The sequence below is a fragment of the Miniimonas arenae genome (assembly GCF_006351005.1).
Taxonomy (GTDB): domain Bacteria; phylum Actinomycetota; class Actinomycetes; order Actinomycetales; family Beutenbergiaceae; genus Miniimonas; species Miniimonas arenae.
In genome coordinates this window covers 1-25,781 of record NZ_VENP01000043.1, presented here as the reverse complement: position 1 = coordinate 25,781, position 25,781 = coordinate 1, and the positions used below count along the sequence as shown (strand labels likewise).

Below are 25,781 nucleotides of genomic sequence, written 5' to 3'. Positions count from 1 at the left end.
CACCTACCGGCTCGTGCGCGGCACCCTCGCGCAGTGGGGCACGGCCGTCGGGGGCGGCGAGGCGCTCGTGGACACCGTGCTGCGGCACGCTCGCACCGGCATCCTGGACGAGGCGCGCGTGACCGCCTGCGACGCGCTCGACGTCGTGCACCTGCTGTGGTGGGCGCGCCGGACCGGCGCCGCGACGTACCGCGACGCGGAGGTGCGCGACGTGGCGGCGCACGTGCTCGCCGTCGCCGCCGGGGTGTGGCACGACCGCGAGGGCGCGCCCTTCGCGCCGGGCGGCACCACGATGGTGCTCACCTCGCGCGCGGACCCGGCCGCCCCTAGCCTGCAGGGCAGCGAGATGTGGCTCGCGCTCGCGTGGTACGCGGCCGACCTGCTCGGCGTCGCGAGCGACCTCGGGTACACCCCGCGCGGCATCCACCGTCCGACCCCGCGGCCCACCCGGCGCCCCGTGCTCCCGGAGCGCCACGCAGGCGGCGCCGAGCCGCTACGGTCCCGGACATGACCTCCGCCCCCGAGCTCGTCGCGATCGTCCCCGCCGGTGGGGCGGGCACCCGCCTGTGGCCGCTGTCGCGCCGCAGCCGCCCCAAGTTCCTCCTCGACCTGCTCGGCACGGGCCGCACGCTGCTGCAGGACACCGCCGACCGGCTCGCCCCGCTGACCGGTCCGGACGGCCTGCTCGTGGTGACCGGGACCGCGCACGCCGCCGCGGTGGCCGACCAGCTCCCGCAGCTCGCGGGCGACGGCGCCGCGAACCTCCTCACCGAACCCTCGCCGCGCGACTCGATGGCGGCGATCGGGCTCGCGGCCGCGGTGGTCGAGCACCGGCACGGGCCCACGGTGGTCGGCTCGTTCGCGGCCGACCACGTCGTGCCCGAGCCGGGCGGGTTCCACGACGCCGTGCGCACCGCGGTCGAGGCCGCGCGGGCGGGGTACGTCACCACCATCGGGATCGCGGCGACCGGCCCGTCCACGGCGTTCGGGTACGTCCGGCGCGGCGCGCCGCTGGAGGGCGTGCCGGGCGCGTACGCCGTCGCGAGCTTCGTGGAGAAGCCCGACGAGGACACCGCGCGCGGCTACCTCGCGACCGGGGAGTACTCCTGGAACGCGGGCATGTTCGTGGCGCGCACCGACGTGCTGCTCGGGCACCTCACCCGGCACCAGCCCACGCTCGAGGCGGGGCTGCGCGAGATCGCGGCCGCGTGGGACACGCCAGCGCGCGAGGAGGTGCTCGCGCGCGTCTGGCCGGGGCTGACGAAGATCGCCATCGACCACGCGATCGCCGAGCCGGTCGCGGCCGAGGGCGGCGTCGCCGTCGTGCCCGGGGCGTTCTCGTGGGACGACGTCGGGGACTGGGACGCGCTCGGCGGGCTGCTGCCCGCCGACGAGGCGGGCGCGCACACGCTCGCCGCCGCGACGTCCGCGGGCGACAACGGGGCGGCACGGCCCACGACGGCGGGCCCGCTCCTCGCGATCGACTCGCCCGACGCCGTGATCGCCTCCGACGGCGGCGCCGTGGCCGTCCTGGGCCTGCCCGGCGTCGTCGTCGTGCGCACCGGGGACGCCGTCCTCGTGGTGCACCGCGACCACGCGCAGCGGGTCAAGGCGGTGGTCGACGCCCTCGCGGCGGGCGGACGTCCCGACCTGCTCTGAGCGACGGCGGTAACCTCGAGGTCGTGCCCGTCGACCTCTCCACCACCCTCTCGCGCCTGGACACCGTGGTCGAGGCCGCGCAGGACCGCCTGCGCGACGTCCGCCGCGACATCCACGCCAACCCCGAGACGGCGTGGACCGAGCACCGCACGAGCGAGACGGTCATGCGGGTGCTCACCGAGGCCGGGCTCAAGCCTCGTCGGCTCGGCGCGACGGGCGTGGTGTGCGACATTCCCGGCGGGCGCAACGCCGCCTCGCACCGTCGGATCGGGCTGCGCGCCGACCTGGACGCCCTGCCGATCCCCGAGGAGAGCGGGCTGCCGTACGCCTCGCGACGGCCGGGCATCTCGCACGCGTGCGGGCACGACGTGCACACCACCGCGGTGCTCGGCGCCGCGCTCGCGCTCGCCGACGTCGCGGGGCGCGGTGAGCTGCCGGCCGGGGTACGACTGATCTTCCAGGCGGCGGAGGAGGTCCAGCCCGGCGGCGCCGAGTTCGCGATCGAGGCCGGCGTGCTCGAGGGCGTCGAGCAGATCTACGCGCTGCACTGCGACCCGAAGATCGAGGTCGGCACCATCGGCTCGCGGATCGGCTCGATCACGAGCGCCTCCGACCCGGTCACGGTGACCCTGCGCTCGCACGGCGGGCACACCTCGCGCCCGCACATGACGGGCGACGTGGTGTACGCGCTCGGGCAGGTCATCGCGCAGGCCGCGGGCGTGCTCGGGCGACGGATGGACCCGCGCTCCGGCGTCAACCTCACCTGGGGCGCGGTGCACGCGGGCAACACCACCAACGCGATCCCCACTGTCGGCACGCTGATGGGCACGCTGCGCGTCCTCGACGTCACCGAGTGGGAGCGCGCCGGCGTCATCCTCGACGCGGCGATCGCGCAGATCGTCGCCCCCTACGGGGTCGAGGTCGACGTCCACCACGTCCGCGGGGTGCCGCCGACGGTCAACGACGAGTTCGCCGTGGCGCACCTCGAGGCGGCCGCGCGCGAGGTCGTCGGACCCGACGGGGTGCACCTGACCGAGCAGTCGCTCGGCGGGGAGGACTTCGGCTGGTACGTGCGCCAGGTGCCCGGGGCGATGGTGCGCCTCGGCGCGCGCACGCCGGGCGCCCCGATGACCGACCTGCACCGGGCCGACCTCGCGGTCGACGAGCGCGCCATCGGGATCGGCGCGCGGGTGCTGGCCCGTGCCGCGGTGCTCGCGGGCGACGCCGCCCCGCCGCGCCGCCGCCCCACCCCCTGACGCCGGCAGCAGGACCATCGCCCGACGGCGAGCCACCCTCCCGGGCGCCCGCGTCGGATCGCAACGGTTCGGTCACGATTCCCGCCTCGCGGCGGAAGCCGTGACACGCCCGACACATTGCCTGCATACCCTGGCCAGCAGACCACCCACGAGGTGGCGCACGCCTGCGTCCGGGGGGACCCGGGACGTCGACCCAAGAGGAGAACACGTGAAGAAGTCGCTCGTCACGGTGGCCGGCGCCACCGCTCTCGCGCTCACCCTGGCCGCCTGCGGCTCCGCGCCCGACTCCGGCTCCGACGCCACCGGTGAGGCCACCGGCGGCGCCGAGGCCACCACCGCCGAGGCGATCGACGTCGTCGACGGCTTCAAGGCCTGCATGGTCTCGGACGCCGGCGGCTACGACGACCAGTCGTTCAACCAGTCCGGCAAGGAGGGCCTGGACCGGGCCGCGGCCGACTGGGGCATCGCGACGAACGCCGTGGAGTCGACGTCGGACGCCGACTACGGCCCCAACATCGACAGCCTCATCGACGACGGCTGCACGTACATCATCGGCGTCGGCTTCCTGCTGGCCCCGGCGATCGCCGAGGCGGCCCAGGCGAACCCGGACATCGAGTTCGGACTCATCGACTCCGCGCTGAGCAACCCCGACTTCTCCCCGCTCGTGCTGGACAACGTCAAGCCGCTGCTGTTCAACACGGCCGAGGCGGCGTTCCTCGCCGGCTACGCGGCCGCGGGCATGACCCAGTCGGGCACGGTCGGCACGTTCGGCGGCCTCCCGATCGACTCGGTCGAGATCTTCATGGACGGCTTCTCCGACGGCATCACGCAGTACAACGAGGACAACGGCGCGTCCGTGACCCTGCTCGGCTGGGACAAGGCGGCGCAGACCGGCTCGTTCACCGGTGACTTCGACAACCAGGCCAACGGCACCACGGTGACCCAGGGCTTCATCGACCAGGGCGCCGACATCGTCATGCCGGTGGCCGGCCCGGTCGGCCTCGGTGCGGCGACCGCGCTGCAGTCCGGCGGCGGCACGCTCATCTGGGTCGACTCCGACGGCTTCCTCTCCACCGACTTCGGCGACATCACTCTCACCTCGGTGATGAAGCAGATCGGGCAGGCGGTGCACGACTCCATCAAGGACGCCGCCGAGGGCAACTTCTCCAACGAGGCGTACGTCGGCACGCTCGAGAACGGCGGCGTGGGCCTGGCCCCGTGGCACGACTTCGAGAGCAAGGTCCCGGCCGAGCTGAGCGCGAAGATCGACGACTACAAGCAGCAGATCATCGACGGCACGTTCACGGTGGAGTCCGAGAACACCCCGTGATCTGACCGCCGCCGGGCACGACCGGCGCAGCCGAGGGCGGGGCGGGCCAGCGATGGCCCGCCCCGTCCTCGTCCCGTGGCACGATCGGTGCGGCGCACCGAGGCACCTCACTGAGCCACCTGACTGAGCCACCTGATCGAGGGAGACACGCCGATGCGGCTGGAGCTGCGGGGCATCACCAAGCGGTTCGGCGCGTTCACGGCCAACGACGCGATCGACCTCGTGGTCGAGCCCGGCCAGATCCACGCGATCCTCGGGGAGAACGGCGCCGGCAAGAGCACGCTGATGAACGTCCTCTACGGGCTGTACACGCCGGAGGAGGGCGAGATCGTCGTCGACGGCGTGCCGCGCACCTTCGCCGGGCCGGGCGACGCGATGGCCGCCGGCATCGGCATGGTGCACCAGCACTTCATGCTCGTGCCCGTCTTCACGGTGGCCGAGAACGTGGTGCTCGGCCAGGAGCCGATGGCCCGCGGACTCATCGACGCCGGCTCCGCGGCCACCGTGGTGCGCGAGACGGCCGAGTCGCTCGGCTTCCACATCGACCCGAACGCCCTGGTCGGCGACCTGCCGGTCGGCGTGCAGCAGCGCGTGGAGATCGTCAAGGCGCTCTCGCGCAAGGCCGAGCTCCTCATCCTCGACGAGCCGACCGCCGTGCTCACGCCGCAGGAGACCGACGAGCTCATCGAGATCATGCGCACGCTCGCGGCGAGCGGCACCTCGATCCTCTTCATCACGCACAAGCTCCGGGAGATCCGCGCCGTCGCGGACACCATCACGATCATCCGGCACGGCAGGGTCGTCGGCACGGCCGAGCCGACGACGCCCGAGACCGAGCTCGCCTCGCTCATGGTCGGCCGCTCGGTGAGCCTCGGGGTCGACCGCGCGCCCGCCCAGCCGGGGGAGCCCGGCCTCGCGGTGCGTGGCCTCGTGGTCCGTGACGCGCACGGCGTGCCCGTCGTGGACGACGTGTCCTTCGACGTCGCGCGCGGGGAGATCGTCGCCGTCGCCGGCGTGCAGGGCAACGGCCAGACCGAGCTCGTCGAGGCCATCCTCGGCGTGACCACCCCCGAGCACGGGTCGATCGAGCTCGCCGGCCGCCCCATCGACGGCCTCGGCGTGCGCGACCGACTCGACGCAGGCCTCGCCTTCATCCCCGAGGACCGCTCCACCGACGGTGTGGTGGGGGAGTTCTCCATCGTCGAGAACCTCGTGCTCGACCGCGTCGGCGCGGCGCCGGTCTCGCGCGGCGGCGCGCTCGACGTCGCCTACCTGCGGCGCAACGCCGCCGAGCGGGTCGCGGAGTTCGACGTGCGCACCACGTCCATCGACCGCGAGGTCGGCACGCTCTCGGGCGGCAACCAGCAGAAGGTCGTGCTCGCGCGCGAGCTCTCCCGCGACCTCTCGGTGCTCGTCGCCTCCCAGCCCACGCGCGGCGTGGACGTCGGCTCGATCGAGTTCCTGCACCGCCGGATCGTCGCCGAGCGGGACAAGGGCGCCGCCGTCCTCATCGTCTCGACCGAGCTGGACGAGGTCCTCGCGCTCGGCGACCGGATCGCGGTGATGTGCGGGGGCCGGCTCGTCGGCATCGTCCCCGGCGGCGTGAGCCGCGACGTGCTGGGCCTCATGATGACCGGGATGCCGCCCGAGGAGGCGGCCAGGCAGGCCGCCGAGCACCACACCCTGCTCGGCGAGGCGGACCTCGCCGCGGAGCTCCAGGCGCCCGACGGCGAGCCCGCCGTCGTGCAGGACGGTGCGGTCGTGCAGGACGCCGCGGTCGTGCAGGACGCGAGCCACGAGAGCGAGGAGCAGCGATGACGACGGCACCCGAACCCGGCGGCCCCGGGCCCGAGCCCTCGACCGCGCCGGCACCGGTGGAGCCCGAGGGCCCCACGCGCAGCGAGTCGTTCGTGCACCAGGTGCTCTCCTCCTCCTGGCTGCTCACCCTCGGCGCGATCCTGCTGGCGGTGATCCTCGGCGCGATCCTCGTGATCGTCACCGACCCCGACGTGCAGGCCGCGGCGGTCTACTTCTTCGCCCGGCCCGGTGACCTGTTCGCCGCGGCCTGGGACGCGGCGTCGTCGGCGTACGTCGCGCTGTTCCAGGGGGCCGTGTACGACTGGACGGCCTCGGACCCCGCGCGCGCGATCCGGCCGCTCACCGAGACCCTCACGATCGCGACGCCGCTGATCCTCGCGGGCCTCTCGGTGGGCCTGGCGTTCCGGTCCGGCCTGTTCAACATCGGTGGTCAGGGGCAGGTGATCCTCGGCGGCATCGTCGCCGCGTGGCTCGGCTTCCAGTTCCAGCTCCCCGCCGTGCTGCACGTCCTCCTGGCCGTGCTCGGCGCGGCGCTCGGCGGCGCCCTGTGGGCCGGGATCGCGGGCGTGCTCAAGGCGCGCACCGGAGCGCACGAGGTGATCGTCACGATCATGCTCAACAACATCGCCGGCTACCTCGTGCTCTGGATCGTCACGACCACGCTGTTCGCGAGCGGGACGCCCGGCGTGTCCAAGGCGGTGCACGACACCGCGCGACTCCCAGCGCTGCTGCCCGCCCCGTTCCGGCTGCACTGGGGCTTCGTCCTCGCGATCGTGCTCGCCGTCGGGGTGTGGTGGCTCATGGAGCGCTCGACGCTCGGGTTCCGCCTGCGCGCCGTCGGTGCGAACGCGCGCGCGGCGCGGACCGCCGGCATCTCGGTCGCGCGGATGACGATCGTGGCGATGGCCATCGCGGGGGCGCTCGCGGGACTCGCGGGCGCGTCGCAGGTGCTCGGCACCGAGGGCATGCTCACGGCGTCGGTCGCGGGCTCGATCGGGTTCGACGCGATCACAGTGGCGCTGCTCGGGCGGTCCCGTCCGCTCGGCACCGTCCTGGCCGGCCTCCTGTTCGGCGCGCTGTCGGCCGGCGGCCGCCTCATGCAGACCCGGACCGGCACGCCGCTCGACCTCGTGCTCGTGCTGCAGTCCTTCATCGTGCTGTTCATCGCGGCGCCGCCGCTGGTGCGCACGATCCTCCGGCTGCCCGATCCGGAGAAGAAGCCCTCGAGGAAGCGCCCGGCGCGCGGCGACGCGCCGGCCGAGCAGGCAGGAGCGGTGGCATGACCGCGACACTCGACGCCCCCACGCCCGCCGCCGCGACGGCCGCGGCCGCCCTGCCCGCCCCGCCCCCCGCCTACCGCACGCCGATCGTGCTGGCGGTGCTCGCCGTCGTGACCGCGGTGATGGCGCTGGCGACACCCGCGGGCGCCACCAACGTGCGCATCTCCACGAACACCGACCTCTTCCAGATCCCCGTGTTCGCGGTGCCGGGACGCGCGACGGCGTGGCTGCTCACCGTGCTCGTGCTCGCCGCCGCGGCGTACGCGTTCGTGCTCGCGCGCGGGCGGCGGCGCATCCCGGTGTGGGTGATCGTGGTGGCGGGCGTGTGCGCGCTGCTGGCGCTGCTCGTCCTCATCAGCGCGGGCAAGACGCAGGTGGTCCCGGTGACGGGGCTGCTGGCCGGCACGCTCTTCCTCGCCACCCCGCTCGTGTTCGGCGCGCTGTCCGGCGTGGTGTGCGAGCGCGTCGGCATCGTGAACATCGCGATCGAGGGGCAGCTGCTGGCCGGTGCGTTCGCCGCCGCGGTGGTCGCCTCGATGGCGGGCTCGGCCTACGTCGGCCTGATCGCGGCGCCGCTCGCCGGCGTCGCGGTGGGGGCGCTGCTGGCGTTCTTCTCCATCCGCTACCAGGTCAACCAGATCATCGTGGGCGTGGTGCTCAACGTGCTCGTGGTGGGCCTGACGAGCTTCCTGTTCTCCACCGTGCTGCGGGAGAACCCGCAGCTCAACAGCCGCACCGCGCTGCCGACGCTGCCGATCCCGCTGCTGTCGGAGATCCCGCTCGTGGGTCCGGTGCTGTTCCGGCAGAACCTGCTCGTCTACCTCATGTACGCGATCGTGATCGCGCTGCAGATCCTCATCTTCCGGAGCCGCTGGGGCCTGCGCCTGCGCGCCGTCGGCGAGCACCCCAAGGCGGCCGACACGGTCGGCATCGACGTCAACCGCACCCGGTGGCGCAACACGCTCCTGGGCGGGGCGGTCGCGGGCCTGGGCGGCGCGTTCTTCACGGTCGCCTCGGGCCTGGCGTTCGGCAAGGAGATGACAGCGGGCCGCGGCTTCATCGCGCTGGCCGCGATGATCCTGGGCCGGTGGAGCCCCACGGGTGCGGTCGCGGCGGCCGTCGTGTTCGGCCTGTCGGACCAGCTGCGCATCCTCATGGCCACGCTCGCCGTGCCGGTGCCGTCGCAGTTCCTGCTCATGCTCCCGTACGTGGTGACGATCCTCGCCGTCGCGGGCTTCGCCGGGAAGGTGCGCGCCCCGGCCGCGGAGGGCATCCCGTATGTCAAGTGAGACGGCTGCCGGCCAGGGGCGGGCGTCCGACGTCGAGCCCGACTGGGCCGCGCTGCGCGCCGCCGCCACCGAGGCGATGACGTTCGCCTACGTCCCGTACTCCCGCTACCCGGTGGGCGCGGCCGCGCTCGTGGACGACGGTCGCGTCGTGACGGGGTGCAACGTCGAGAACGCGGGCTACGGCGTCACGCTGTGCGCCGAGTGCGGCCTCGTGAGCGACCTCGTGCGCGGCGGCGGCGGCCGGCTCGTCGCGTTCACGTGCGTGGACGCCGACGGCGACGTCATCGCCCCGTGCGGGCGCTGCCGCCAGCTCCTGTGGGAGCACGGCGGGCCGGCGCTGCTCGTGGAGACCGCGTGGGCCGGCGTCGTGCCGATGACGCAGGTGCTGCCCGGCGCGTTCGGCCCGCACGATCTGGACAAGGTGACCGGGGACCCCCGCGCTCAGGAGGAGTCATGACCGAGCAGTTCGACGCCGTCGACGTCATCCGCACCAAGCGTGACGGTGGGGAGCTCACCGACGCGCAGATCGACTGGGTGATCGACGCCTACGTGCGCAGCGTCGTCGCCGAGGAGCAGATGGCCGCCCTGGCGATGGCCATCCTGCTGCGCGGCATGACCCGCCGCGAGATCGCCCGGTGGACCGCGGCGATGATCGCGAGCGGGGAGCGGATGGACTTCTCCGCGCTGCGCCACCCGACGTCGGACAAGCACTCCACCGGCGGCGTCGGCGACAAGATCACGCTCCCGCTCGCGCCGCTCGTGGCGGTGTTCGATGTCGCCGTGCCCCAGCTGTCCGGCCGCGGGCTCGGCCACACGGGCGGGACGCTCGACAAGCTCGAGTCGATCCCCGGCTGGCGCGCGGCGCTCAGCAACGCCGAGATGCTCGCGCAGCTCGACGACGTCGGCGCCGTGATCTGCCAGGCCGGCTCGGGCCTCGCGCCCGCGGACCGCCGCCTGTACGCGCTGCGTGACGTCACCGGCACGGTCGAGGCGATCCCGCTCATCGCGTCCTCGATCATGAGCAAGAAGATCGCCGAGGGCACGGCCTCGCTCGTGCTCGACGTCAAGGTCGGCTCGGGCGCGTTCATGAAGGACCTCGACGCGGCGCGCGAGCTCGCGCGCACCATGGTCGACCTGGGCACCGACGCCGGCGTCGACACGCGCGCGCTGCTCACCGACATGTCCACCCCGCTCGGCCTCACCGCGGGCAACGCCCTGGAGGTGCGCGAGAGCGTGGAGGTGCTCGCCGGCGGCGGCCCCGCCGACGTCGTGGACCTCACCCTCGCGCTCGCCCGCGAGATGCTCGACGCCGCCGGTCGCCCCGACGCCGACCCGGCGGCCGCGCTCGCCGACGGTCGCGCGATGGACGTGTGGCGGCGGATGATCGCCGCGCAGGGCGGCGACCCCGACGCCGAGCTCCCGACGGCGCGCGAGAGCGAGCTCCTCCTCGCCCCCGCCGACGGGGTGCTCGTGCGGCTGGACGCGCTCGCCGTCGGCGTGGCGGCGTGGCGCCTGGGCGCCGGGCGGGCCCGGCGCGAGGACGAGGTCCAGGCCGGCGCGGGCGTGGAGCTGCACGCCAAGCCGGGCGCGCTCGTGCGCGCGGGCGAGCCGCTGCTCACGCTGCACACCGACACCCCCGAGCGGTTCGCACGGGCCCGAGAGGCGCTCGCGGACGCGTTCACCATCGCGCCCGAGGGGTCACGTCCCGACCTGCCGGACTCGGTGGTGCTCGACCGGGTGGTCGCGTCCTGAGCCGCCACGTGGACCGACGCAGCTGGACGCTGAGCGGGCTGCTCGCCGGCCCGCTGCGCGGCGTCGCACCGGGGGAGCGCGGGCTGCCTGACCCGTCCGCGATCGCGGTGCCCGCGCGCGCGGCCGGGCTGCCGCGGGACAACGACCTCACCGGAGCTCAGCGCCGGCTGGCGACTGCGCCGCTGCTCGGCGCGCGGACCGGGGACCTGCGGTGGAACGGCGTGCACGTGCGCCAGAGCAGCGAGGTGACCTGCGGGGCGCTGTGCCTGCTGCTGCTCGCGGCGGCCGGCGACCCGGTGCTCGCCGCGTGGCTGACGTCGGGGCGCCGGATCGGGTCCACCCCGCCGCCCGAGCTCGCGCGCCTGAGCCGTGCGGAGCTCGAGGCCGACGGCGTGGCGGAGCGCGTCGCGGCAGCCGAGCGCGCGGTGCACACCCGCGCGCGCGTCGCGGGTGGGCTCGGTGGGCCGGCTGGGTCGGCTGGGTCGGCGCTGCCGTGGCCGCGAGCGCTGGGCACCCCGCCGTGGGGCGCCGCGCGCGTGGCGAGGTTCCGCGACGTGACCTACACCCACGCCGTCGCGCACGATCACGACGTCGCGGCCACCCGCACGCTGCTCGCCGCGGTGAAGGAGGCGACGCGGCAGGGGATCCCCGTCCCGCTGTACACGGGCGGGGACCTCGGCGGCTCCCTCGTGCGCTCCCCGGTGCGCACCGTCAGCGCCGCCGTGCCGCGGCACGTGGTGCTCGCGCTGCCGTGGCGCACGCCGCGGCCGGAGCTGCGGATCTACGAGCCGGGCGCGGGGCGGACCTACGGCGTGCACCCCGACCGACTGCTCGCGCGCGTCGCCCCCAGTGCCGCGCTGGGCGGCTGGTCGCACGTGGTCTGGGCCGTGCTCCCCGCCTCCGCCTACCCGCGCTGACGAGGAGAATGGCGCGCATGACGGGCCAGCCGGCGGGGTCGACGAGCGAGCACAGGATCTTCGGGATGCCGTTCGCGCGGATCTACCCGCTCTACGTCGCGAAGGTGGAGCGCAAGGGGCGCACGCGGGCCGAGGTGGACACCGTGATCGAGTGGCTGACCGGGTACGGCGAGGCAGGGCTGGCGCAGGTGCTGGCCGACGGCACCGACGTGCGGGGGTTCTTCGACCGCGCGCCTCGGATCAACCCGGACGCCGCGCTCGTCACGGGCGTCATCTGCGGCATGCGGGTGGAGGAGATCGAGGATCCGCTCATGCGCCGGGTGCGCCAGCTGGACAAGCTCGTCGACGAGATCGCGAAGGGCAGGCCGATGGCGAAGATCCTGCGCGGGTCCTCCGCCGCACTACCGTGAGCGGCATGACCGACGACGTCTTCGAGCCCGGCCCCGACCTCACCCCCGCGACGATCCGCGCGCTGCCGAAGGTCGTCCTGCACGACCACCTCGACGGCGGGCTGCGGCCCGCGACGCTCGTGGAGCTCGCCGAGGACGCCGGCCACACGCTGCCGGAGACCGACCCGGACGCGCTCGCCACGTGGTTCGTCACGGCCGCCGACTCCGGCTCCCTGGAGAGGTATCTCGAGACGTTCGCGCACACGACGGCGGTCATGCAGACCCCGGAGGCGCTGCGGCGCGTGGCGCGCGACGCCGTGATGGACCTCGCGGCCGACGGCGTGGTCTACGCCGAGCAGCGCTTCGCCCCCGAGCAGCACCTCGAGCAGGGCCTCACGCTGCAGCAGGTCGTCGACGCCGTGCAGCAGGGCTTCGACGACGGCGTCGCCGAGGCCGAGTCCAACGGCTGCACGATCACGGTGGGCACGCTGCTGTGCGCGATGCGCCAGGCGGACAACGCGCCGGCGATCGCCCGGCTCGCGCTGGAGAACCGCGACCGCGGCGTGGTCGGGTTCGACATCGCCGGCCCCGAGCTGGGCTTCCCGGCCGCCCGCCACCGCGAGGCGTTCGAGCTCCTGCGCGCCGAGAGCTTCCCGGTCACGGTGCACGCGGGCGAGGCGGACGGCGCCGAGTCGATCTGGGGCGCGCTGCAGGTGGGCGCGCTGCGCCTGGGCCACGGCATCCGGCTGCTGGAGGACGTCGAGCTGCCCGAGCACGAGCCGCTCAGCCACGCCCGTCCCGGGCGACTCGCGCAGTGGGTGCTGGACCGGCAGATCCCGCTCGAGGTCGCGCCGAGCTCGAACCTGCAGACCGGGGGCGCGGCCTCGATCGCCGCCCACCCGATCACCACGCTGCGCGACCTCGGCTTCGCCGTCACCGTCAACACCGACAACCGGCTCGTCTCGGCCACGTCGATGTCGCGCGAGTTCAGCCTCCTGGTCGCCGAGGCGGACTGGACGCTGGACGACCTCGAGGCCGCGACGCTCGTGGCCGCCTGGAACGGCTTCGCGCACCGCGACGTCCTCGAGCGGATCGTGGCCGAGCAGATCCTGCCCGGCTACGAGGCCGTCCGCGCGGGCTAGAGCCGCAACGCTGAGGCGCGGATCGCCGTCGGGCACGGTCTCGACGGCGAACCGCGCGCGTCCGCGACGCCACAGCGACTCTGCCTGACGTCAGAGCGACTCACCCGGTCGGCGGGCGCCCTGCGGCCGGCATCGCCGCAGGTCAGGGCCCGACCGGCCGGCGTGGCCGCCCGGTGAGTCGCTCTCCCGTCACGGCCAGTCGCTCTCCCGTCACGGCGAGCGACGCCGTCGGGCACTCGGCCCGCGGTCGGTGCTAGGGCTAGAGCCCGACGGCGGCGCGCACGTCCGCGCCGATCGCCGCCAGGCGCCGGGCGGCCAGCGACCGGGCGCTCGTCACGACGTCGCCGTGCGCGAGCGTCGGCGCGTCGCCGATCGGGACGTGCACGTCGAGGTAGGCCTTGAGCTTCGGCTCGGTGCCGCTGGGCCGCACGACGACGCGCACGCCGTCGCCCGTCTCCAGCCACACGCCGTCGGTGGGCGGGACGCGGTAGGCGCCCCCGGTCCTGCCGTCCGGATCGGGCACGTCGAGCCCGTCGGCGAGGTCGACGACGCGTGTGACGGCGCTGCCGCCGAGCGTGGCCGGGGGAGCGGTGCGCAGGCGCGTCATCGTCTCGGCGATGAGCGCGAGGTCCTCGACCCGCACGGTCACCGGCGCGCTCGCGAACAGGCCGTCGCGGCGGGCGAGCGCGTCGAGCACGCCGCGCAGGTCCGTCCCGTCCGCCTTCGCCTGCGCGAGGAGATTCACGACGGCGACGGCGGCCGAGACGCCGTCCTTGTCCCGCACCACGTCCGGGGCGACGCAGTAGCCCAGGGCCTCCTCGTAGCCGAACGCGAGGTCCGGGACCCGGGAGATCCACTTGAAGCCGGTGAGGGTCGCGCGGTGGCGCAGGCCGTGGGCGCGGGCGATGGCCTCGAGGTGGCGCGAGGAGACGATCGAGCAGGCCAGCACGGGGGAGTCCGCCGCTGGTGGCGGGGCATCCGGCAGCGCGGGGCCGGTGAGCGCGCCCGCGGCCGCCTCGCCCAGCAGCGCGCCGGTCTCGTCACCCGTGAGCCGGCGCCAGCCGCCCTCCGCGGCCGGGTCGGGGACGGCGACGGCGCACCGGTCCGCGTCGGGATCGACGGCGATGACCAGGTCCGCGTCCAGCTCCCGCGCGAGCGCGAACGCGAGATCCATCGCGCCCGCCTCCTCGGGGTTGGGGAACGCGACGGTGGGGAACGTGGGGTCGGGGTCGGCCTGCGCGCCGACCGTGTGCAGGTCGGTGACGCCCGCGGCGACGAGTGCGGAGGTGAGCGTGGGGCCGCCGACGCCGTGCATCGCCGTGGTCACGACGCGCAGCGACCCGACGCCCGGGTGGGCGGGGCGCGCGGTGAGCGCGTCGAGGTAGGCGCGGTGGACGTCGTCGTCCAGCACGGTCCAGCCGTCCTCGGCGCGCGGCACGTCCGCGATCTGCTTGATCGCCGCGATGTGCGCGGCGATCGCGGCGTCGTAGGGTGGCACGATCTGGGCGCCCTGGCCGGAGTCGGTGACGACCCGGCCGCCGAGGTACACCTTGTAGCCGTTGTCGGCGGCGGGGTTGTGCGAGGCGGTCACCATGACGCCCGCGTCGGCGTCGAGGTGGCGCACCGCGAACGCCAGCACGGGGGTGGGCCACTCCTGCCGCAGCAGCAGGGCCTCGCCGCCGGCCGCGGTGACCACCGCCGCGGTGTCCCGGGCGAAGACCCGGCTGTAGTGCCGGGCGTCGTAGCCGATGACCACGCGCGGGGGGCGCGTTGCGCCCGAGGTGGGCTCGCCGTCGGGCTCGTGCCCGCCGTCGTGCTCGCCGTCGGCGAGTGCTTCGAGCAGGTACGTGGTGAGCCCGGCCGCCGCGCGGATGACGACCGCGCGGTTCATCCGGTTCGACCCGCCGCCGATCGCGCCGCGCAGGCCGGCGGTGCCGAACTGCAGCGTGCCCGAGAAGCGGTCGGTGAGCTCCGCCGCGGCCGCCGGGTCGCCCTGCTCGGCGGCGTGGAAGAGCGCCGTGACCTCGGCGACGGTCGCTTCGTCGGGATCGTCGCGGACCCACGCGCGCACGCGCGAGACGACCCAGTCGGGGAGCGCGCCGTCGTCGACCGGTCCGAGACCCGAGGCCATCAGAGGGCTCGCACGATGTCGGCGAGCAGCGCGCTGATCCGCGGTCCGGCCGCGGCGCCGGCCTCGAGGACCTCGGCGTGCGAGAGCGGCACCGGGGAGATGCCGGCGGCCTGGTTCGTGACGAGCGAGATGCCGAGCACCTCCAGGCCGGCGTGCCGCGCGGCGATCGCCTCGAGCGTGGTGCTCATGCCGACGAGGTGGCCGCCGAGGATCCCGGCCATCCGCACCTCGGCGGGAGTCTCGTAGTGCGGCCCGCGGAACTGCACGTACACGCCCTCGGGCAGGTCGGGGTCGATCGTGCGGGCGAGCGTGCGCAGCCGTGAGGAGTACAGGTCGGTGAGGTCCACGAACGTCGCGCCCTCCAGGGGCGAAGCCGCGGTGAGGTTGAGGTGGTCGCTGATGAGGACCGGGGTCCCGGGCGCCCACTCGGGCACGAGGCCACCGCAGCCGTTCGTGAGCACCACGGTGCGGGCGCCGGCGGCGGCCGCCGTGCGCACGCCGTGCGCGACGCGCCGTACTCCGCGGTTCTCGTAGAAGTGCGTCCGGGAGCCGAGCACGAGGGCGTGGGTGTCACCGCCGCCGCTCGCGCCGCCATCGCCGCCGGTGATCCGGATCGAGCGGATGGTGGCGCCGTGGCCCTGGACCGCAGGGGCCGTGAAGCCCACGATCTGCGCCGCCGGGACCTCCGCGACGGTCTCGCCGAGCAGGTCGGCCGCGCCGCCCCAGCCGGAGCCGAGCACGAGGGCCACGTCGTGGCGGGCGACACCGGTCGCCTCGGCCAGCTGGGCGGCCGCGGCTCGCGCGACGGCGAAGGGGTCGGTGGTCGGATCGTCGAGGTCGAGCGCGTCGTCGGTCACGTCTGCACGGTAGTGCCCGGTGCGGAACCGGGTCGACCCGCGCGCGTGGTGGGCGCCGCCGGGTGCCACTCCCACGCCCCCGGGCGTCGCCTCGCGGCGGTTCGGGACAGAATGGGCCGCATGACGGCCCCGAGCAGCCCGAGCCCGACGTCCCCGACCTCCCCGGGAAACCCCAGCAGCGGTGAGCCCGTCCGCGGTGGCGCCGCGCCGACGCCCGAGGCCGTGGGGCCCGGCTCGCCGTCGGCGGGTGTGGCCGGCGCGTCCGCCACCCGGCACGGCAGCGACGTCGTGATCGTCGGCGGCGGCCCCGGCGGCTACGAGGCGGCGCTCGTCGCCCGCCAGCTGGGCGCGAGCGTGACCCTCGTCGAGCGCGCGGGACTCGGCGGCTCCGCGGTGCTCACCGACGTCGTGCCGTCCAAGACCCTCATCGCGACCGCCGAGTGGCGCGCCTTCGTGGAGAACGCCGAGGAGCTCGGCATCCACGTGGGCGAGCTGCGGCACGCGGCCCTCAACGTCGACCTCGGCGAGGTCAACACGCGCGTCCTGGCGCTCGCCCGCCAGCAGTCGCGGGACATCCGCGGCAAGCTCGAGCGCGACGGCATCCGGATCGTCGACGGCGTGGGTCACCTCGCGGACGCGAGCACCGTCGTCGCGACCACGCCCGACGGCGAGGAGCACCTCCCCGCGGACGTGATCCTCCTCGCGACGGGTGCGTCCCCGCGCGTGCTGCCGACAGCCGTGCCCGACGGCGAGCGCATCCTCACCTGGACCCAGGTCTACAACCTCGACGCCCTGCCCGAGCGGCTGATCGTCGTGGGGTCCGGCGTCACGGGTGCCGAGTTCGCCGGCGCGTTCGGCGCCCTCGGCTGCGAGGTCGTGCTGGTCTCCAGCCGCGACCAGGTCCTGCCCGGCTACGACTCCGACGCGGCCGCCCTCATCGAGGAGGTGTTCCGCCGCCGGAACATCACGATCGTCGCGCGGGCCCGCGCCGAGTCCGCCGTGCGGCAGGGCGACGAGGTGGTCGTGACGCTGTCGGACGGGCGCACCGTGACCGGCTCGCACTGCCTGCTCGCCGTCGGCGGCGTGCCCAACACGGCTGAGCTCGGCCTGGCGGAGGCGGGGGTGGCGACCTCGCACTCCGGGCACGTTCTCGTCGACCGCGTCTCTCGCACCACGGTGCGCGGGATCTACGCGGCAGGCGACGTCACGGGCGTGATGCCGCTCGCATCGGTCGCGGCCACCCAGGGCCGGATCGCGATGTGGCACGCGCTCGGTGACGCGGTCTCCCCGCTGGACGTGCGCAAGGTGCCCTCGACGATCTTCACCGAGCCCGAGATCGCCTCGGTCGGGATCAGCGAGGCCGAGGCCCCCGAACGGGACGCTCGGGTCGTGACGATCCCGCTGGCGCGCAACCCGCGGGCCAAGATGCTCGGCATCACCGAGGGGTTCGTGAAGCTCATCTGCCGCAACAACTCCGGCACCGTGCTGGGCGGGGTGATCGTCTCGCCGCGCGCGTCCGAGCTCATCCACTCGATCACCATCGCGATCGCGAACCGGCGCACGGTCGACCAGATCGCCAGCGCCATGACGATCTACCCGTCGCTCTCGGGCACGATCGCCGAGGCCGCCCGGCAGCTGCACTCCCCGGTGCCGGAGCCCGACGAGGAGTGAGGGGGAGCGAGCGGGCCGCCGAAGTAGGGTTCGCAGGGTGAGCGCCCCCACGCTGCCCGACCTCGCTGCCACGTCGCCCGCCGACCTCACGCGCGCCGTGTGCGACGTGCCGTCCGTGAGCGGGGACGAGCGGGCGCTCGCGGACGCCGTCGAGACCGCGCTGCGCGCCCTGGACCACCTCGAGGTGCTGCGTGACGGCGAAACCGTCGTGGCCCGCACCCACCTCGGCCGGCCCTCCCGGGTCGTCGTGGCCGGGCACCTGGACACCGTCCCGATCAAGGACAACCTCCCCACCTGGCTGGAGACGCGCGACGGCGCGGACGGCTCCGCGCAGGAGGTGCTGTGCGGTCGGGGCACGGTCGACATGAAGGGCGGAGTCGCCGTCGCGCTCCACCTCGCCGCGACCGTGACGGACCCGGTGGTCGACGTGACCTGGGTGTTCTACGACCACGAGGAGGTCGACGCGAGCCTCAACGGCCTCGGCCGGGTTGCGCGCACCCACCCCGACTGGCTCGCCGCGGACTTCGCGATCCTTGCCGAGCCCACCGCCGGCAACGTCGAGGGCGGCTGCAACGGCACGCTGCGCGTCGAGGTCACGACCACCGGCCGCACCGCGCACTCGGCGCGGGCCTGGCGCGGCCACAACGCGGTGCACGACCTGGCCCCGGTGCTCTCGGCGCTCGCGGCGCACGAGAGCGAGACCGTCACCGTGGACGGGCTGGACTACCGCGAGGGGCTCAACGCCGTGGGCATCTCCGGAGGCATCGCGACCAACATGATCCCCGACCGCGCAGGCGTCACCGTGAACTTCCGGTTCGCGCCCTCGCGCACGCCCGAGCAGGCCGAGCAGTACGTGCGCGACGTCCTCGCCGGGATCGACCACCTCACGATCACGGTGGTCGACTCGGCCGCCGGCGCCCGCCCCGGGCTGGACCACCCGGTCGCGCGCGCGTTCGTCGACGCGGCCGCCGCGACCGGCGCCGGGGTCGGCCCCAAGTACGGCTGGACCGACGTGGCGCGCTTCTCCGCGCTCGGCGTGCCCGCCGTGAACTTCGGCCCCGGCGACCCCAACCTCGCGCACGCCGACGACGAGCACTGCCCGACGGCGCAGATCGCCTCGGTCGCGACGGCACTGGGGGAGTGGTTGCGCGGCGTCGGGCCGGCCTCCCCCGACGGCGCTGCCGGTGCTGAGGGCGTTGACGGCACTGCCGCCGCCGAGACCGATCTGTCCGTGAACGAGACCGCCACGACCGAGGAGCGCACCGCATGAGCGACCGCACGACCGACCGCCCCACCTACCGCAAGGGCTCCGTCACGCTGCGGGGCCAGATGGTCCCGGCGAGCACGTCGGACGAGCGCCTCCTGTCGGGCCCGGACGGTGCGGACTGGCTGCACAAGGACCCGTGGCGCGTGCTGCGCATCCAGTCCGAGTTCGTCGAGGGCTTCGGTGCGCTGGCTGAGCTCGGCCCCGCGGTCAGCGTGTTCGGGTCCGCGCGCGTGCGGCCCGGCGACGCCGAGTACGCGCTCGGCGAGGAGGTGGCCCGGCTGCTCGCGCAGGCCGGCTACGCCGTCATCACGGGCGGCGGGCCGGGCCTCATGGAGGCCGCGAACAAGGGCGCGCACGAGGCGGGCGGCGTCTCGGTCGGCCTCGGCATCGAGCTGCCGTTCGAGCAGGGCATGAACCAGTGGGTCGACCTCGGGGTCAACTTCCGCTACTTCTTCGCCCGCAAGACGATGTTCGTGAAGTACGCCAGCGGGTTCATCGTGCTGCCGGGCGGCTTCGGCACGCTGGACGAGCTCTTCGAGGCCGTGACGCTCGTCCAGACCGGCAAGGTCAAGCGCTTCCCGATCGTGCTGGTCGGCTCGGAGTTCTGGGGCGGCCTCGTGGACTGGCTGCTCGACCAGCTGGGCGGGCGCGGCCTGATCGGCCCGCACGACGTCGACCTCCTGCACGTCACAGACGACCCGGCCGACGCCGTCGAGTTCGTCGCGGCCGCCGCGGCCGAGCTCGCGGCCCGCGAGCAGGAGGCCGAGCGCGCCGCCGCGGCCGAGGGGGCGGAGTGAGCGCGACCCTCGCGGCGGTGCTCTGGTGGGTGCCGCTGCTGCTCCTCGTGCTCGCCGTCGCGGTGGTCGCGCTGCGTGGCCGGCTGGAGGAGCTGGACGGCCTGGACACGCCCTACCCGGCGCTCCCGGCCGACGCCGATCTGCTCGCCTGGGCGGCGCCGACCGGCGGGACGCCCGACGACGAGCGCCGCCCGGTCTTCCGGCGCACCTCGGTGCTGCGCGCCCCCGCGGCGGGGGCGCCCCTGGACCAGGCACCGGCCACCAGTGACGCCGCAGGTACCACCGACGCCCCAGGTGCCACCGACGCCGCAGATACCACCGTCACCCCCACCGTCACCACGGAAGCCCGCACCCACCCCACCGGCGCGGCCGACTCCACGAGCAGCACGGCGCGGGCGGAGCTCCCGCGCGAGGCGTGAGCGCGAGGGCGGAGCCGTCCGCCACCGTGACCGACCTGCCAGGCCCGCGCGGCCTGGCGCGGCTGCGCACGTGGGCCGTGCGGGTGGTCGCGGTGTACCTGCTGACGCGGCTGTTCTCGGCGGTGCTGCTGCTGATCGCCGCCGCGCACCAGGGGCCCAACCCGTGGGCGCAGGACCCCACCTACGTCCAGTTCACCGTGCTGTGGTGGGACGCCGGCTGGTACGAGCGCATCGCCGACGGCGGCTACCCCCTCCCGGTCCCGCTCGGCACCCAGAGCTCCTGGGCCTTCTTCCCGCTGTACCCGGTGCTCGTGCGCGCCCTCATGTGGGTCACGGGCGCGGGGTTCGCGGTCGTCGCGCCGACCCTGTCGCTCGTCGCCGGGACGGTCGCGGCGGCGGCGCTCGCTCGGGTGGTGCGCGAGCAGGGCGAGCGAGCCGGGGTGTCCCCGGCGGCCGCGCGCAGGCGTGGGCTCGCCGTCGTGCTCCTGCTGGGTCTGTTCCCCGCCGCGCCGGTGCTGCAGGCCGCGTACGCGGACGCCCTCGCGCTGGCGTGGGTGGTCCTCGCCCTGCTGCTGCTCGGGCGGCGGCGGTACCTCCTCGCGGTGCTGCCCGTGCTCGCGCTCGGCCTCACCCGGCCGGTGGCGCTGCCGTTCGTGCTCGTCGTGGCGTGGCACGCCTACCGTCGCCGGCGCTGCGACCCGCCGTCGCGGGGGGAGTGGCGCGCCCTGGCGACGCTCGGGCTCGCGAGCGTCGTCGCGGGTCTGGCCTGGCCGGCCGTGACCGGGATCGCGGCGGGCCGCTGGGACGCCTACCTCGTGGTGCAGGAGGCGTGGCGGTCCGGCGACGCCGTGGCTCCCGTCGCCGCGTGGTTCTCGTTCGCGATCGGGTACCTCGGCGGGTGGGGCGTGCCGGCCGTGCTCCTCGCCGTCGTGGCGGGCGTCGCGGTGGTCGCGGTGCCGGCCGCGCGGCGGCTCGGCACCGACCTGCGGGCGTGGTCCGCGGCCTACCTCGGCTGGCTGCTCGTGGCGGTGCAGCCGCACAGCTCCACGATCCGCCAGCTCGTGCTCGCCGTCGGGATCCCGGTGGTGCTCGTCGGCGACTCGCGGGTCCGGCTGGCCGCACTCGCGACGTTCTCGGCGGTGTGCCAGGTCGCGTGGGTGATGGTGCTCTGGCGTCTGGGGCTGGCCTACGGGTGGCCGCCGTGACCGGCCACTGACGGGCCGTCGACCGGCCACCCGACCGGCATCGTTGCTCACGTGTGGATTACACTGGAGCGGGCTCGCCGGGCGGTCGGGACTACTTCGACCGGCCACGTGCGGGCTGCGAACAAGCCCTGGTCGGAGATCGACCCGGGCCACGACGACGGAGGGATCGACCGCGATGGCCGCGATGAAGCCGAGGACCGGGGACGGACCGCTCGAGGTCACCAAGGAGGGTCGCGGTCTCGTCATGCGCGTCCCGCTCGAGGGCGGTGGCCGGCTCGTGGTCGAGCTGAACGCGGCCGAGGCCGCAGCCCTGCGCGACGCCCTGGCCGGCGTCGTCGGCTGACACCCTGACCTGAGGACGGCGCCCCACGCTCTCGTGGGGCGCCGTCGTCGTCCCGGCGATCCGACCGTCAGCGGCGGACCGCGAGCAGCACGCCCGTGCCGGAGGGCACCAGCGCCGTGAGCCAGCCCTCGTCCTCCGCCAGCGTGCGCACCACCTCGCGCATCGCGACCGTCTCGGGGTCGCGCCGAGCCGGGTCCGCGACGCGGTCGAACCACAGCGCGTGCGGGATCGCGAGGGTGCCGCCGCTGCGCAGCAGGCGCGTCGCCTGCACGAGCAGGTCGGAGAGCTCGGCCACCTCGCCGTCGAGCACCACGAGGTCGTAGGAGCCGTTCGCCAGCCGCGGCAGCACCTCGAGCGCGCGACCCGCGATCGTGCGGGTGCGCGACGCCGGAACGCCCGCCTGCGTGAACGCCGCCCGGGCGGAGCGCTGGTACTCGACGTCGACGTCGATCGTGGTCAGCACGCCGTCGGACGGCATGCCGGCCAGCAGCCAGACCCCGCTGACGCCCGCGCCGGTCCCGATCTCCACGACGTGCCTGGCCGACGACGCCGCGGCGACCGCGCGGAGCAGAGCCCCGACGCCGACCGACACGGCCGGCACGCCCAGCTCGGCCGCGCGTTCACGGGCGGCCGCGGCGGCGGGTGGCTCGGCGACGACCTCCTCGGCGTACGTCCAGCTCTGCGCCTTGTCCGCGGCTCCCGCCATCGTGCGTCTCCTCGCTCGTCCTGCGGCCCATGCTAGGTGGCGGCCCCGTCCGCCGTAGACTGGACGCTCCGTAGCACGTGAGGTGACCTGGTGCCCGAGATCGAAGCGCCGGCAGCCGACTGGCAGCCACCCGCCTGGGACGAGCTCGTGCGCGAGTACTCGCCTCAGGTCTTCCGGCTTGCCTACCGGCTGACCGGGCAGCGTGCCGACGCCGAGGACCTCACGCAGGAGGTCTTCATCCGGGTGTTCCGCTCGCTGGACTCCTACCAGCCGGGCACGTTCTCGGGCTGGCTGCACCGCATCACCACCAACCTCTTCCTCGACCAGGTGCGCCGCAAGCAGCGTCAGCGCACCTCCGCCCTCGGCGAGTACGACTCCGACGCGCCCCGCGCGGCGCGTGGCGACGAGCCCGAGCGGCACTTCGAGATGACCAACCTCGACGTCGACATCCAGACCGCGCTGGCCGAGCTCGCCCCCGAGTACCGCGCCGCCGTCGTGCTGCGCGACATCGAGGACCTCACCTACGAGGAGATCGCCGAGGTCCTCGGCATCTCGCTCGGCACGGTGCGCTCGCGCATCCACCGCGGCCGCGCGAAGCTGCGCACCGCGCTCGCGCACCGCTCGCCGTCGGCACCCAGCACGCCCGCCGCACCGCTGCTCGGCGGCCTGGCCCCCCGGCCGGCGCCGTGATCGGCCCCTTCGGTCACCTCGGTCCGCTCGCGAGCGGGCTGGTCGACGACACCCTCGCGCCCGAGGAGCGCCGTCGCGCGCTCGAGCACCTCGAGCACTGCGCGGACTGCGACCGCCTCGTGGCGGAGCAGCGCCGCCAGCGCCGGCTCACCGCCACGCTCGGTCAGGTGAGCGTGCCGACGGGCCTGGCGGACCGCCTCCTCGCGCTGGGTGCCGCGGAGGGCGCGGGCGCGGCGGGGGGCGCGAGCGTCGCGCCGTGGTCCCAGACCCCCGACGCGCGCCGCCGCTCGGCGGGCCGGTTCGTCCTCGTGTCGGCCGCCTCCGTGGTCGGGCTCGGGGTCGTGGCCTCCGGCGTGCTGTACGGCATCGGCGCACCTCGCGTGCGTACCCCCGAGGCGATCGCCCAGGCGGCGGTCAGTGTGGACGCGACCTCCGCCGTCGCGCTCTCGGGCGCCACGGACAGCTCCGCAGACCCGGGCGCCGCGTGGCCCGCGGGGTTCAGCGCGCCCGCGAACCTCTCCGCGTCCGCCCTCACCGTGACGGGCACGACGGCGAGCGACACCGACGCCGGCGACATCGTGCAGGTCGAGCTCGACGTCGACGGCGAGACCGTCACCCTCCTCGAGAGCCACGGCACGCTCGACGTGGACGCCGGATCCGTCTCGCGATCGGTCCGGGTGGGCGACGTCGAGGCGCACCGGGTCGGGCAGTGGTGGGTCGCGCAGGCGGGCACCGACGTCGTCGCCGTGCGTGGCTCGGACGACGCGTGCCTCACGGTGCTGCGGTCGTTCTCGACGTCGACGCCCACCTTCCCGGCCGCCGTCCTGGACCGCATGGGTGCGGGCTGGCGGGTGGTGACGGGTGACTGACACGCGACCCGAGACGCCCGAGCGCGTCCCGGCGAGGTCCGGCGCGCCCGCCGAGGCCGGTGACGCGGTCGAGCCGGGCGTCGTGGAGCCGGGTGCGGCGTGGCCGTGGCCCGAGCCCGACGGCGAGCCGCACCCCCACGACGACCAGCACCCGCCCGACGGCGAGCACGCCGACACCGTCGCGCTCGCCCCGGTCGCCGGTACTCCACGCCGACGGCGGGTGCGCGCCCGCCGGGTCGCGCCGCGCCGCGTCGCCGGGTCGACCGACGCGCGACGTCGCAGTGTCGGCGTGCCGGCCGTCGCCGCCGTCGCGGTGCTCGCCCTGCTCGTCGGGACGCTGACCGGCCTGCTGCTCGCGCCACGCTTCGGGATCGAGACGGCCGCGCCCGGGGAGGGCTCGCCGTCGGGCGCCCCGGTGGTGGTGACGCCCGCGCCGTCGACGCTGCCGACGGCGACCGCAGGCGGTGCGAGCGAGTCCGCGGGCGCGGTCGACATCGTGGCGATCGCGGCCGAGGCGCTGCCCAGCACCGTCGCGATCGACGTCACGCTGCCGGACGGGACCGGGTCTTCGGGCTCGGGCATGGTGCTGCGCGCCGACGGCTACGTGCTGACGAACGCACACGTGGTGTCGCTCGCGAGCACCGCGGGCTCGACCCTGACGGTGATCTTCTCCGACGGGAGCCAGTCGAGGGCGCAGATCGTCGGGCAGACGGTCGACTACGACCTCGCGGTGCTCCGCGTGGAGCGGACCGACCTCGTGCCGCTCTCGCTGGGCGACTCGGACGCGCTCGTCGTGGGCCAGCCGGTCGTCGCGGTGGGTGCGCCGCTGGGGCTGCAGGGCACCGTGACCTCGGGCATCGTGAGCGCGCTGAACCGGCCCGTCACAGCCGGCGACACCGGGCAGGTCTCGTTCATCAACGCGATCCAGACCGACGCGGCGATCAACCCGGGCAACTCCGGCGGGCCGCTGCTGGACGCGACCGGTGCCGTGATCGGCATCAACTCCGCGATCGCGCAGGCGTCCGGGCAGGCTGCGACCGGCAGCATCGGGCTCGGCTTCGCGATCCCCGCGAACCAGGCGCGGCGCACGGCCGAGGAGCTCATCGCGTTCGGCTACGCGACCTACCCGGTGGTCGGCGTGCTGCTGGACAGCAGCTACACGGGCGAGGGCGTCCGCGTCGCGACCACCGAGTCCAACGGCACGCCGCCCCTGACGCCCGGTGGCCCGGCCGAGACGGCCGGGGTGCAGCCCGGCGACGTCATCCTCGCGATCGACGGCCAGCCGGTGACGCTGCCGGAGGAGCTCATCGTGGCGATCCGCGCGCACGCACCCGGCGACGTCGTGACGCTGACCGTCCGCGAGGGCGGGACGGAGCGTGAGGTCGCGGTGACGCTCGGCTCGGAGCGATCGGAGTGAGCGGGGCGAGGGCGTGACCGGCTCGATCAACGGCTACGAGCTCGTCCTCCTCACCGTGATCGCCCTGCTGGTCATCGGTCCGGAGCGGCTGCCCTCCTACGCCGCCCAGCTCGGGCGCCTCGTGCGCGAGCTCCGCGCCCTCGCCAAGGGCGCGGGGGAGAAGGTTCGCGCCGAGATGGGCGACGAGCTCGACGAGCTGCGCACCCTCGACCCGCGCCAGTACGACCCGCGGCGGATCATCCGCGAGGCGCTCGCCGACGACCCGCCGACCAAGCCGGTGTCCGCGGGCGGGCCGGGTGGGGTCAGCCCCGTCCCGCGGCCGGGTGCGCCGGCGCCGTTCGACGACGAGGCGACCTGACGCGTGCCGGGATCCGGCACGCGGGGGTTTTCGTGGGTTGTCCCCAGGTGGCTCTGATGTCTCCCCGAGAGTCGCTTTGTGGATATGTTCGTGCAGGTCAGGGCTTGTAGGTCGCACATTCGTATCTTAGACTCGACGCATGGCCGCACCCGTCCTGATCGACCCCGCGCACCACGCGCAGGCCGACCTGGACGCTGCCCTGACCACCCTCGAAACCAT

24 protein-coding genes and 1 pseudogene are annotated in these 25,781 nt (G+C 74.9%); 22 read left to right on the top strand and 3 right to left on the bottom strand.

Going from position 1 to position 25,781, the window contains the following annotated elements:
- The 12 genes and pseudogenes from FH969_RS11105 to FH969_RS11050 form a co-directional block, all read left to right on the top strand.
- Nucleotides 1-511 (top strand): annotated as a pseudogene (locus FH969_RS11105) (hypothetical protein); the annotation flags it as partial.
- The gene (locus FH969_RS11100) at nucleotides 508-1,659 is read left to right on the top strand and encodes a mannose-1-phosphate guanylyltransferase (protein WP_139987275.1); all 1,152 of its coding nucleotides are present in this window, start codon (nucleotides 508-510) and stop codon (nucleotides 1,657-1,659) included. The pseudogene FH969_RS11105 and the gene FH969_RS11100, both read left to right, overlap by 4 nt.
- A gap of 23 nt (nucleotides 1,660-1,682) precedes the next feature.
- Complete coding sequence (locus FH969_RS11095) at nucleotides 1,683-2,915, top strand: amidohydrolase (protein WP_139987274.1); 1,233 nt, start codon at nucleotides 1,683-1,685, stop codon at nucleotides 2,913-2,915.
- A 208-nt stretch (nucleotides 2,916-3,123) separates the two neighbouring features.
- Complete coding sequence (locus tag FH969_RS11090; RefSeq protein ID WP_139987273.1) at nucleotides 3,124-4,245, top strand: BMP family lipoprotein; 1,122 nt, start codon at nucleotides 3,124-3,126, stop codon at nucleotides 4,243-4,245.
- A 153-nt stretch (nucleotides 4,246-4,398) separates the two neighbouring features.
- Entirely contained in the window at nucleotides 4,399-6,063 is a 1,665-nt protein-coding gene (locus FH969_RS11085; RefSeq protein WP_139987272.1) for an ABC transporter ATP-binding protein, read from the top strand.
- Entirely contained in the window at nucleotides 6,060-7,346 is a 1,287-nt protein-coding gene (locus FH969_RS11080) for an ABC transporter permease (RefSeq protein WP_139987271.1), read from the top strand. Before FH969_RS11085 ends, FH969_RS11080 begins: the two co-directional genes overlap by 4 nt.
- A complete protein-coding gene (locus FH969_RS11075; protein WP_108719317.1) occupies nucleotides 7,343-8,632 on the top strand; it encodes an ABC transporter permease in 1,290 nt (429 codons plus the stop codon). The genes FH969_RS11080 and FH969_RS11075 overlap by 4 nt, the downstream gene beginning before the upstream one ends.
- A complete protein-coding gene (locus tag FH969_RS11070; protein WP_108719318.1) occupies nucleotides 8,622-9,089 on the top strand; it encodes a cytidine deaminase in 468 nt (155 codons plus the stop codon). Before FH969_RS11075 ends, FH969_RS11070 begins: the two co-directional genes overlap by 11 nt.
- Nucleotides 9,086-10,384 carry a thymidine phosphorylase gene (locus FH969_RS11065; RefSeq protein ID WP_139987270.1) on the top strand — a complete coding sequence of 433 codons (1,299 nt, stop codon included), beginning with the start codon at nucleotides 9,086-9,088 and terminating at the stop codon, nucleotides 10,382-10,384. The genes FH969_RS11070 and FH969_RS11065 overlap by 4 nt, the downstream gene beginning before the upstream one ends.
- Before the next feature lie 8 nt (nucleotides 10,385-10,392).
- On the top strand, nucleotides 10,393-11,301 hold the full coding sequence (locus FH969_RS11060; protein ID WP_108719320.1) for a hypothetical protein: 909 nt from the start codon (nucleotides 10,393-10,395) through the stop codon (nucleotides 11,299-11,301).
- A gap of 17 nt (nucleotides 11,302-11,318) precedes the next feature.
- Nucleotides 11,319-11,711, top strand: a complete 393-nt coding sequence (locus FH969_RS11055) for a DUF2200 domain-containing protein (protein ID WP_108720210.1) — start codon at nucleotides 11,319-11,321, stop codon at nucleotides 11,709-11,711.
- A 5-nt stretch (nucleotides 11,712-11,716) separates the two neighbouring features.
- On the top strand, nucleotides 11,717-12,832 hold the full coding sequence (locus tag FH969_RS11050) for an adenosine deaminase (protein WP_139987269.1): 1,116 nt from the start codon (nucleotides 11,717-11,719) through the stop codon (nucleotides 12,830-12,832).
- A gap of 259 nt (nucleotides 12,833-13,091) precedes the next feature.
- On the opposite strand, the gene FH969_RS11045 is transcribed toward FH969_RS11050, so the two are convergent.
- Nucleotides 13,092-14,963 carry a phospho-sugar mutase gene (locus FH969_RS11045; RefSeq protein WP_139987268.1) on the bottom strand — a complete coding sequence of 624 codons (1,872 nt, stop codon included), beginning with the start codon at nucleotides 14,961-14,963 and terminating at the stop codon, nucleotides 13,092-13,094.
- Nucleotides 14,963-15,820: a purine-nucleoside phosphorylase gene (locus tag FH969_RS11040; RefSeq protein ID WP_108720211.1), complete on the bottom strand. Its 858-nt coding sequence runs from the start codon at nucleotides 15,818-15,820 to the stop codon at nucleotides 14,963-14,965. The genes FH969_RS11045 and FH969_RS11040 overlap by 1 nt, the downstream gene beginning before the upstream one ends.
- A gap of 120 nt (nucleotides 15,821-15,940) precedes the next feature.
- Here FH969_RS11040 and FH969_RS11035 point away from each other — a divergent pair, with 120 nt between their 5' ends.
- The 6 genes from FH969_RS11035 (at nucleotide 15,941) to FH969_RS11010 (ending at nucleotide 21,522) form a co-directional block, all read left to right on the top strand.
- Nucleotides 15,941-17,491 carry an NAD(P)H-quinone dehydrogenase gene (locus FH969_RS11035; RefSeq protein ID WP_108720212.1) on the top strand — a complete coding sequence of 517 codons (1,551 nt, stop codon included), beginning with the start codon at nucleotides 15,941-15,943 and terminating at the stop codon, nucleotides 17,489-17,491.
- 37 nt (nucleotides 17,492-17,528) lie between these two features.
- Nucleotides 17,529-18,761, top strand: coding sequence for a succinyl-diaminopimelate desuccinylase (gene dapE / locus FH969_RS11030; RefSeq protein WP_139987266.1), 1,233 nt, complete (start codon nucleotides 17,529-17,531; stop codon nucleotides 18,759-18,761).
- Nucleotides 18,758-19,555, top strand: coding sequence for an LOG family protein (locus FH969_RS11025; protein ID WP_139987265.1), 798 nt, complete (start codon nucleotides 18,758-18,760; stop codon nucleotides 19,553-19,555). Before dapE ends, FH969_RS11025 begins: the two co-directional genes overlap by 4 nt.
- Nucleotides 19,552-19,974, top strand: a complete 423-nt coding sequence (locus FH969_RS11020) for a hypothetical protein (protein WP_139987264.1) — start codon at nucleotides 19,552-19,554, stop codon at nucleotides 19,972-19,974. The genes FH969_RS11025 and FH969_RS11020 overlap by 4 nt, the downstream gene beginning before the upstream one ends.
- Nucleotides 19,975-20,000: 26 nt before the next feature.
- Nucleotides 20,001-21,179 (top strand): hypothetical protein, encoded by a 1,179-nt coding sequence (locus FH969_RS11015; protein ID WP_139987263.1) that lies wholly within the window; start codon nucleotides 20,001-20,003, stop codon nucleotides 21,177-21,179.
- Between the two features lie 175 nt (nucleotides 21,180-21,354).
- Nucleotides 21,355-21,522, top strand: coding sequence for a DUF3117 domain-containing protein (locus FH969_RS11010; RefSeq protein ID WP_108719327.1), 168 nt, complete (start codon nucleotides 21,355-21,357; stop codon nucleotides 21,520-21,522).
- A gap of 67 nt (nucleotides 21,523-21,589) precedes the next feature.
- On the opposite strand, the gene FH969_RS11005 is transcribed toward FH969_RS11010, so the two are convergent.
- Entirely contained in the window at nucleotides 21,590-22,228 is a 639-nt protein-coding gene (locus tag FH969_RS11005; protein WP_108719328.1) for an O-methyltransferase, read from the bottom strand.
- 90 nt (nucleotides 22,229-22,318) lie between these two features.
- Here FH969_RS11005 and sigE point away from each other — a divergent pair, with 90 nt between their 5' ends.
- The 4 genes from sigE to FH969_RS10985 are packed head-to-tail and all read left to right on the top strand — an operon-like array spanning nucleotide 22,319 to nucleotide 25,562.
- The gene (sigE, locus tag FH969_RS11000) at nucleotides 22,319-22,918 is read left to right on the top strand and encodes an RNA polymerase sigma factor SigE (protein WP_139987262.1); all 600 of its coding nucleotides are present in this window, start codon (nucleotides 22,319-22,321) and stop codon (nucleotides 22,916-22,918) included.
- On the top strand, nucleotides 22,915-23,787 hold the full coding sequence (locus FH969_RS10995; protein ID WP_139987261.1) for an anti-sigma factor family protein: 873 nt from the start codon (nucleotides 22,915-22,917) through the stop codon (nucleotides 23,785-23,787). The genes sigE and FH969_RS10995 overlap by 4 nt, the downstream gene beginning before the upstream one ends.
- Entirely contained in the window at nucleotides 23,780-25,204 is a 1,425-nt protein-coding gene (locus FH969_RS10990; protein WP_218975305.1) for a S1C family serine protease, read from the top strand. The genes FH969_RS10995 and FH969_RS10990 overlap by 8 nt, the downstream gene beginning before the upstream one ends.
- Nucleotides 25,205-25,217: 13 nt before the next feature.
- On the top strand, nucleotides 25,218-25,562 hold the full coding sequence (locus FH969_RS10985) for a twin-arginine translocase TatA/TatE family subunit (protein WP_246071878.1): 345 nt from the start codon (nucleotides 25,218-25,220) through the stop codon (nucleotides 25,560-25,562).
- Nucleotides 25,563-25,781 lie beyond the last annotated feature (219 nt).

Bases quoted from the DNA above. Each gene is read 5' to 3' on its own strand.
- FH969_RS11100 (WP_139987275.1), top strand. From the start codon at position 508: ATGACCTCCGCCCCCGAGCTCGTCGCGATCGTCCCCGCCGGTGGGGCG.
- FH969_RS11085 (WP_139987272.1), top strand. From the start codon at position 4,399: ATGCGGCTGGAGCTGCGGGGCATCACCAAGCGGTTCGGCGCGTTCACG.
- FH969_RS11080 (WP_139987271.1), top strand. From the start codon at position 6,060: ATGACGACGGCACCCGAACCCGGCGGCCCCGGGCCCGAGCCCTCGACC.
- FH969_RS11075 (WP_108719317.1), top strand. From the start codon at position 7,343: ATGACCGCGACACTCGACGCCCCCACGCCCGCCGCCGCGACGGCCGCG.
- FH969_RS11070 (WP_108719318.1), top strand. From the start codon at position 8,622: ATGTCAAGTGAGACGGCTGCCGGCCAGGGGCGGGCGTCCGACGTCGAG.
- FH969_RS11065 (WP_139987270.1), top strand. From the start codon at position 9,086: ATGACCGAGCAGTTCGACGCCGTCGACGTCATCCGCACCAAGCGTGAC.
- FH969_RS11055 (WP_108720210.1), top strand. From the start codon at position 11,319: ATGACGGGCCAGCCGGCGGGGTCGACGAGCGAGCACAGGATCTTCGGG.
- FH969_RS11050 (WP_139987269.1), top strand. From the start codon at position 11,717: ATGACCGACGACGTCTTCGAGCCCGGCCCCGACCTCACCCCCGCGACG.
- FH969_RS11045 (WP_139987268.1), bottom strand. From the start codon at position 14,963: ATGGCCTCGGGTCTCGGACCGGTCGACGACGGCGCGCTCCCCGACTGG.
- FH969_RS11035 (WP_108720212.1), top strand. From the start codon at position 15,941: ATGACGGCCCCGAGCAGCCCGAGCCCGACGTCCCCGACCTCCCCGGGA.
- FH969_RS11025 (WP_139987265.1), top strand. From the start codon at position 18,758: ATGAGCGACCGCACGACCGACCGCCCCACCTACCGCAAGGGCTCCGTC.
- FH969_RS11010 (WP_108719327.1), top strand. From the start codon at position 21,355: ATGGCCGCGATGAAGCCGAGGACCGGGGACGGACCGCTCGAGGTCACC.
- FH969_RS11005 (WP_108719328.1), bottom strand. From the start codon at position 22,228: ATGGCGGGAGCCGCGGACAAGGCGCAGAGCTGGACGTACGCCGAGGAG.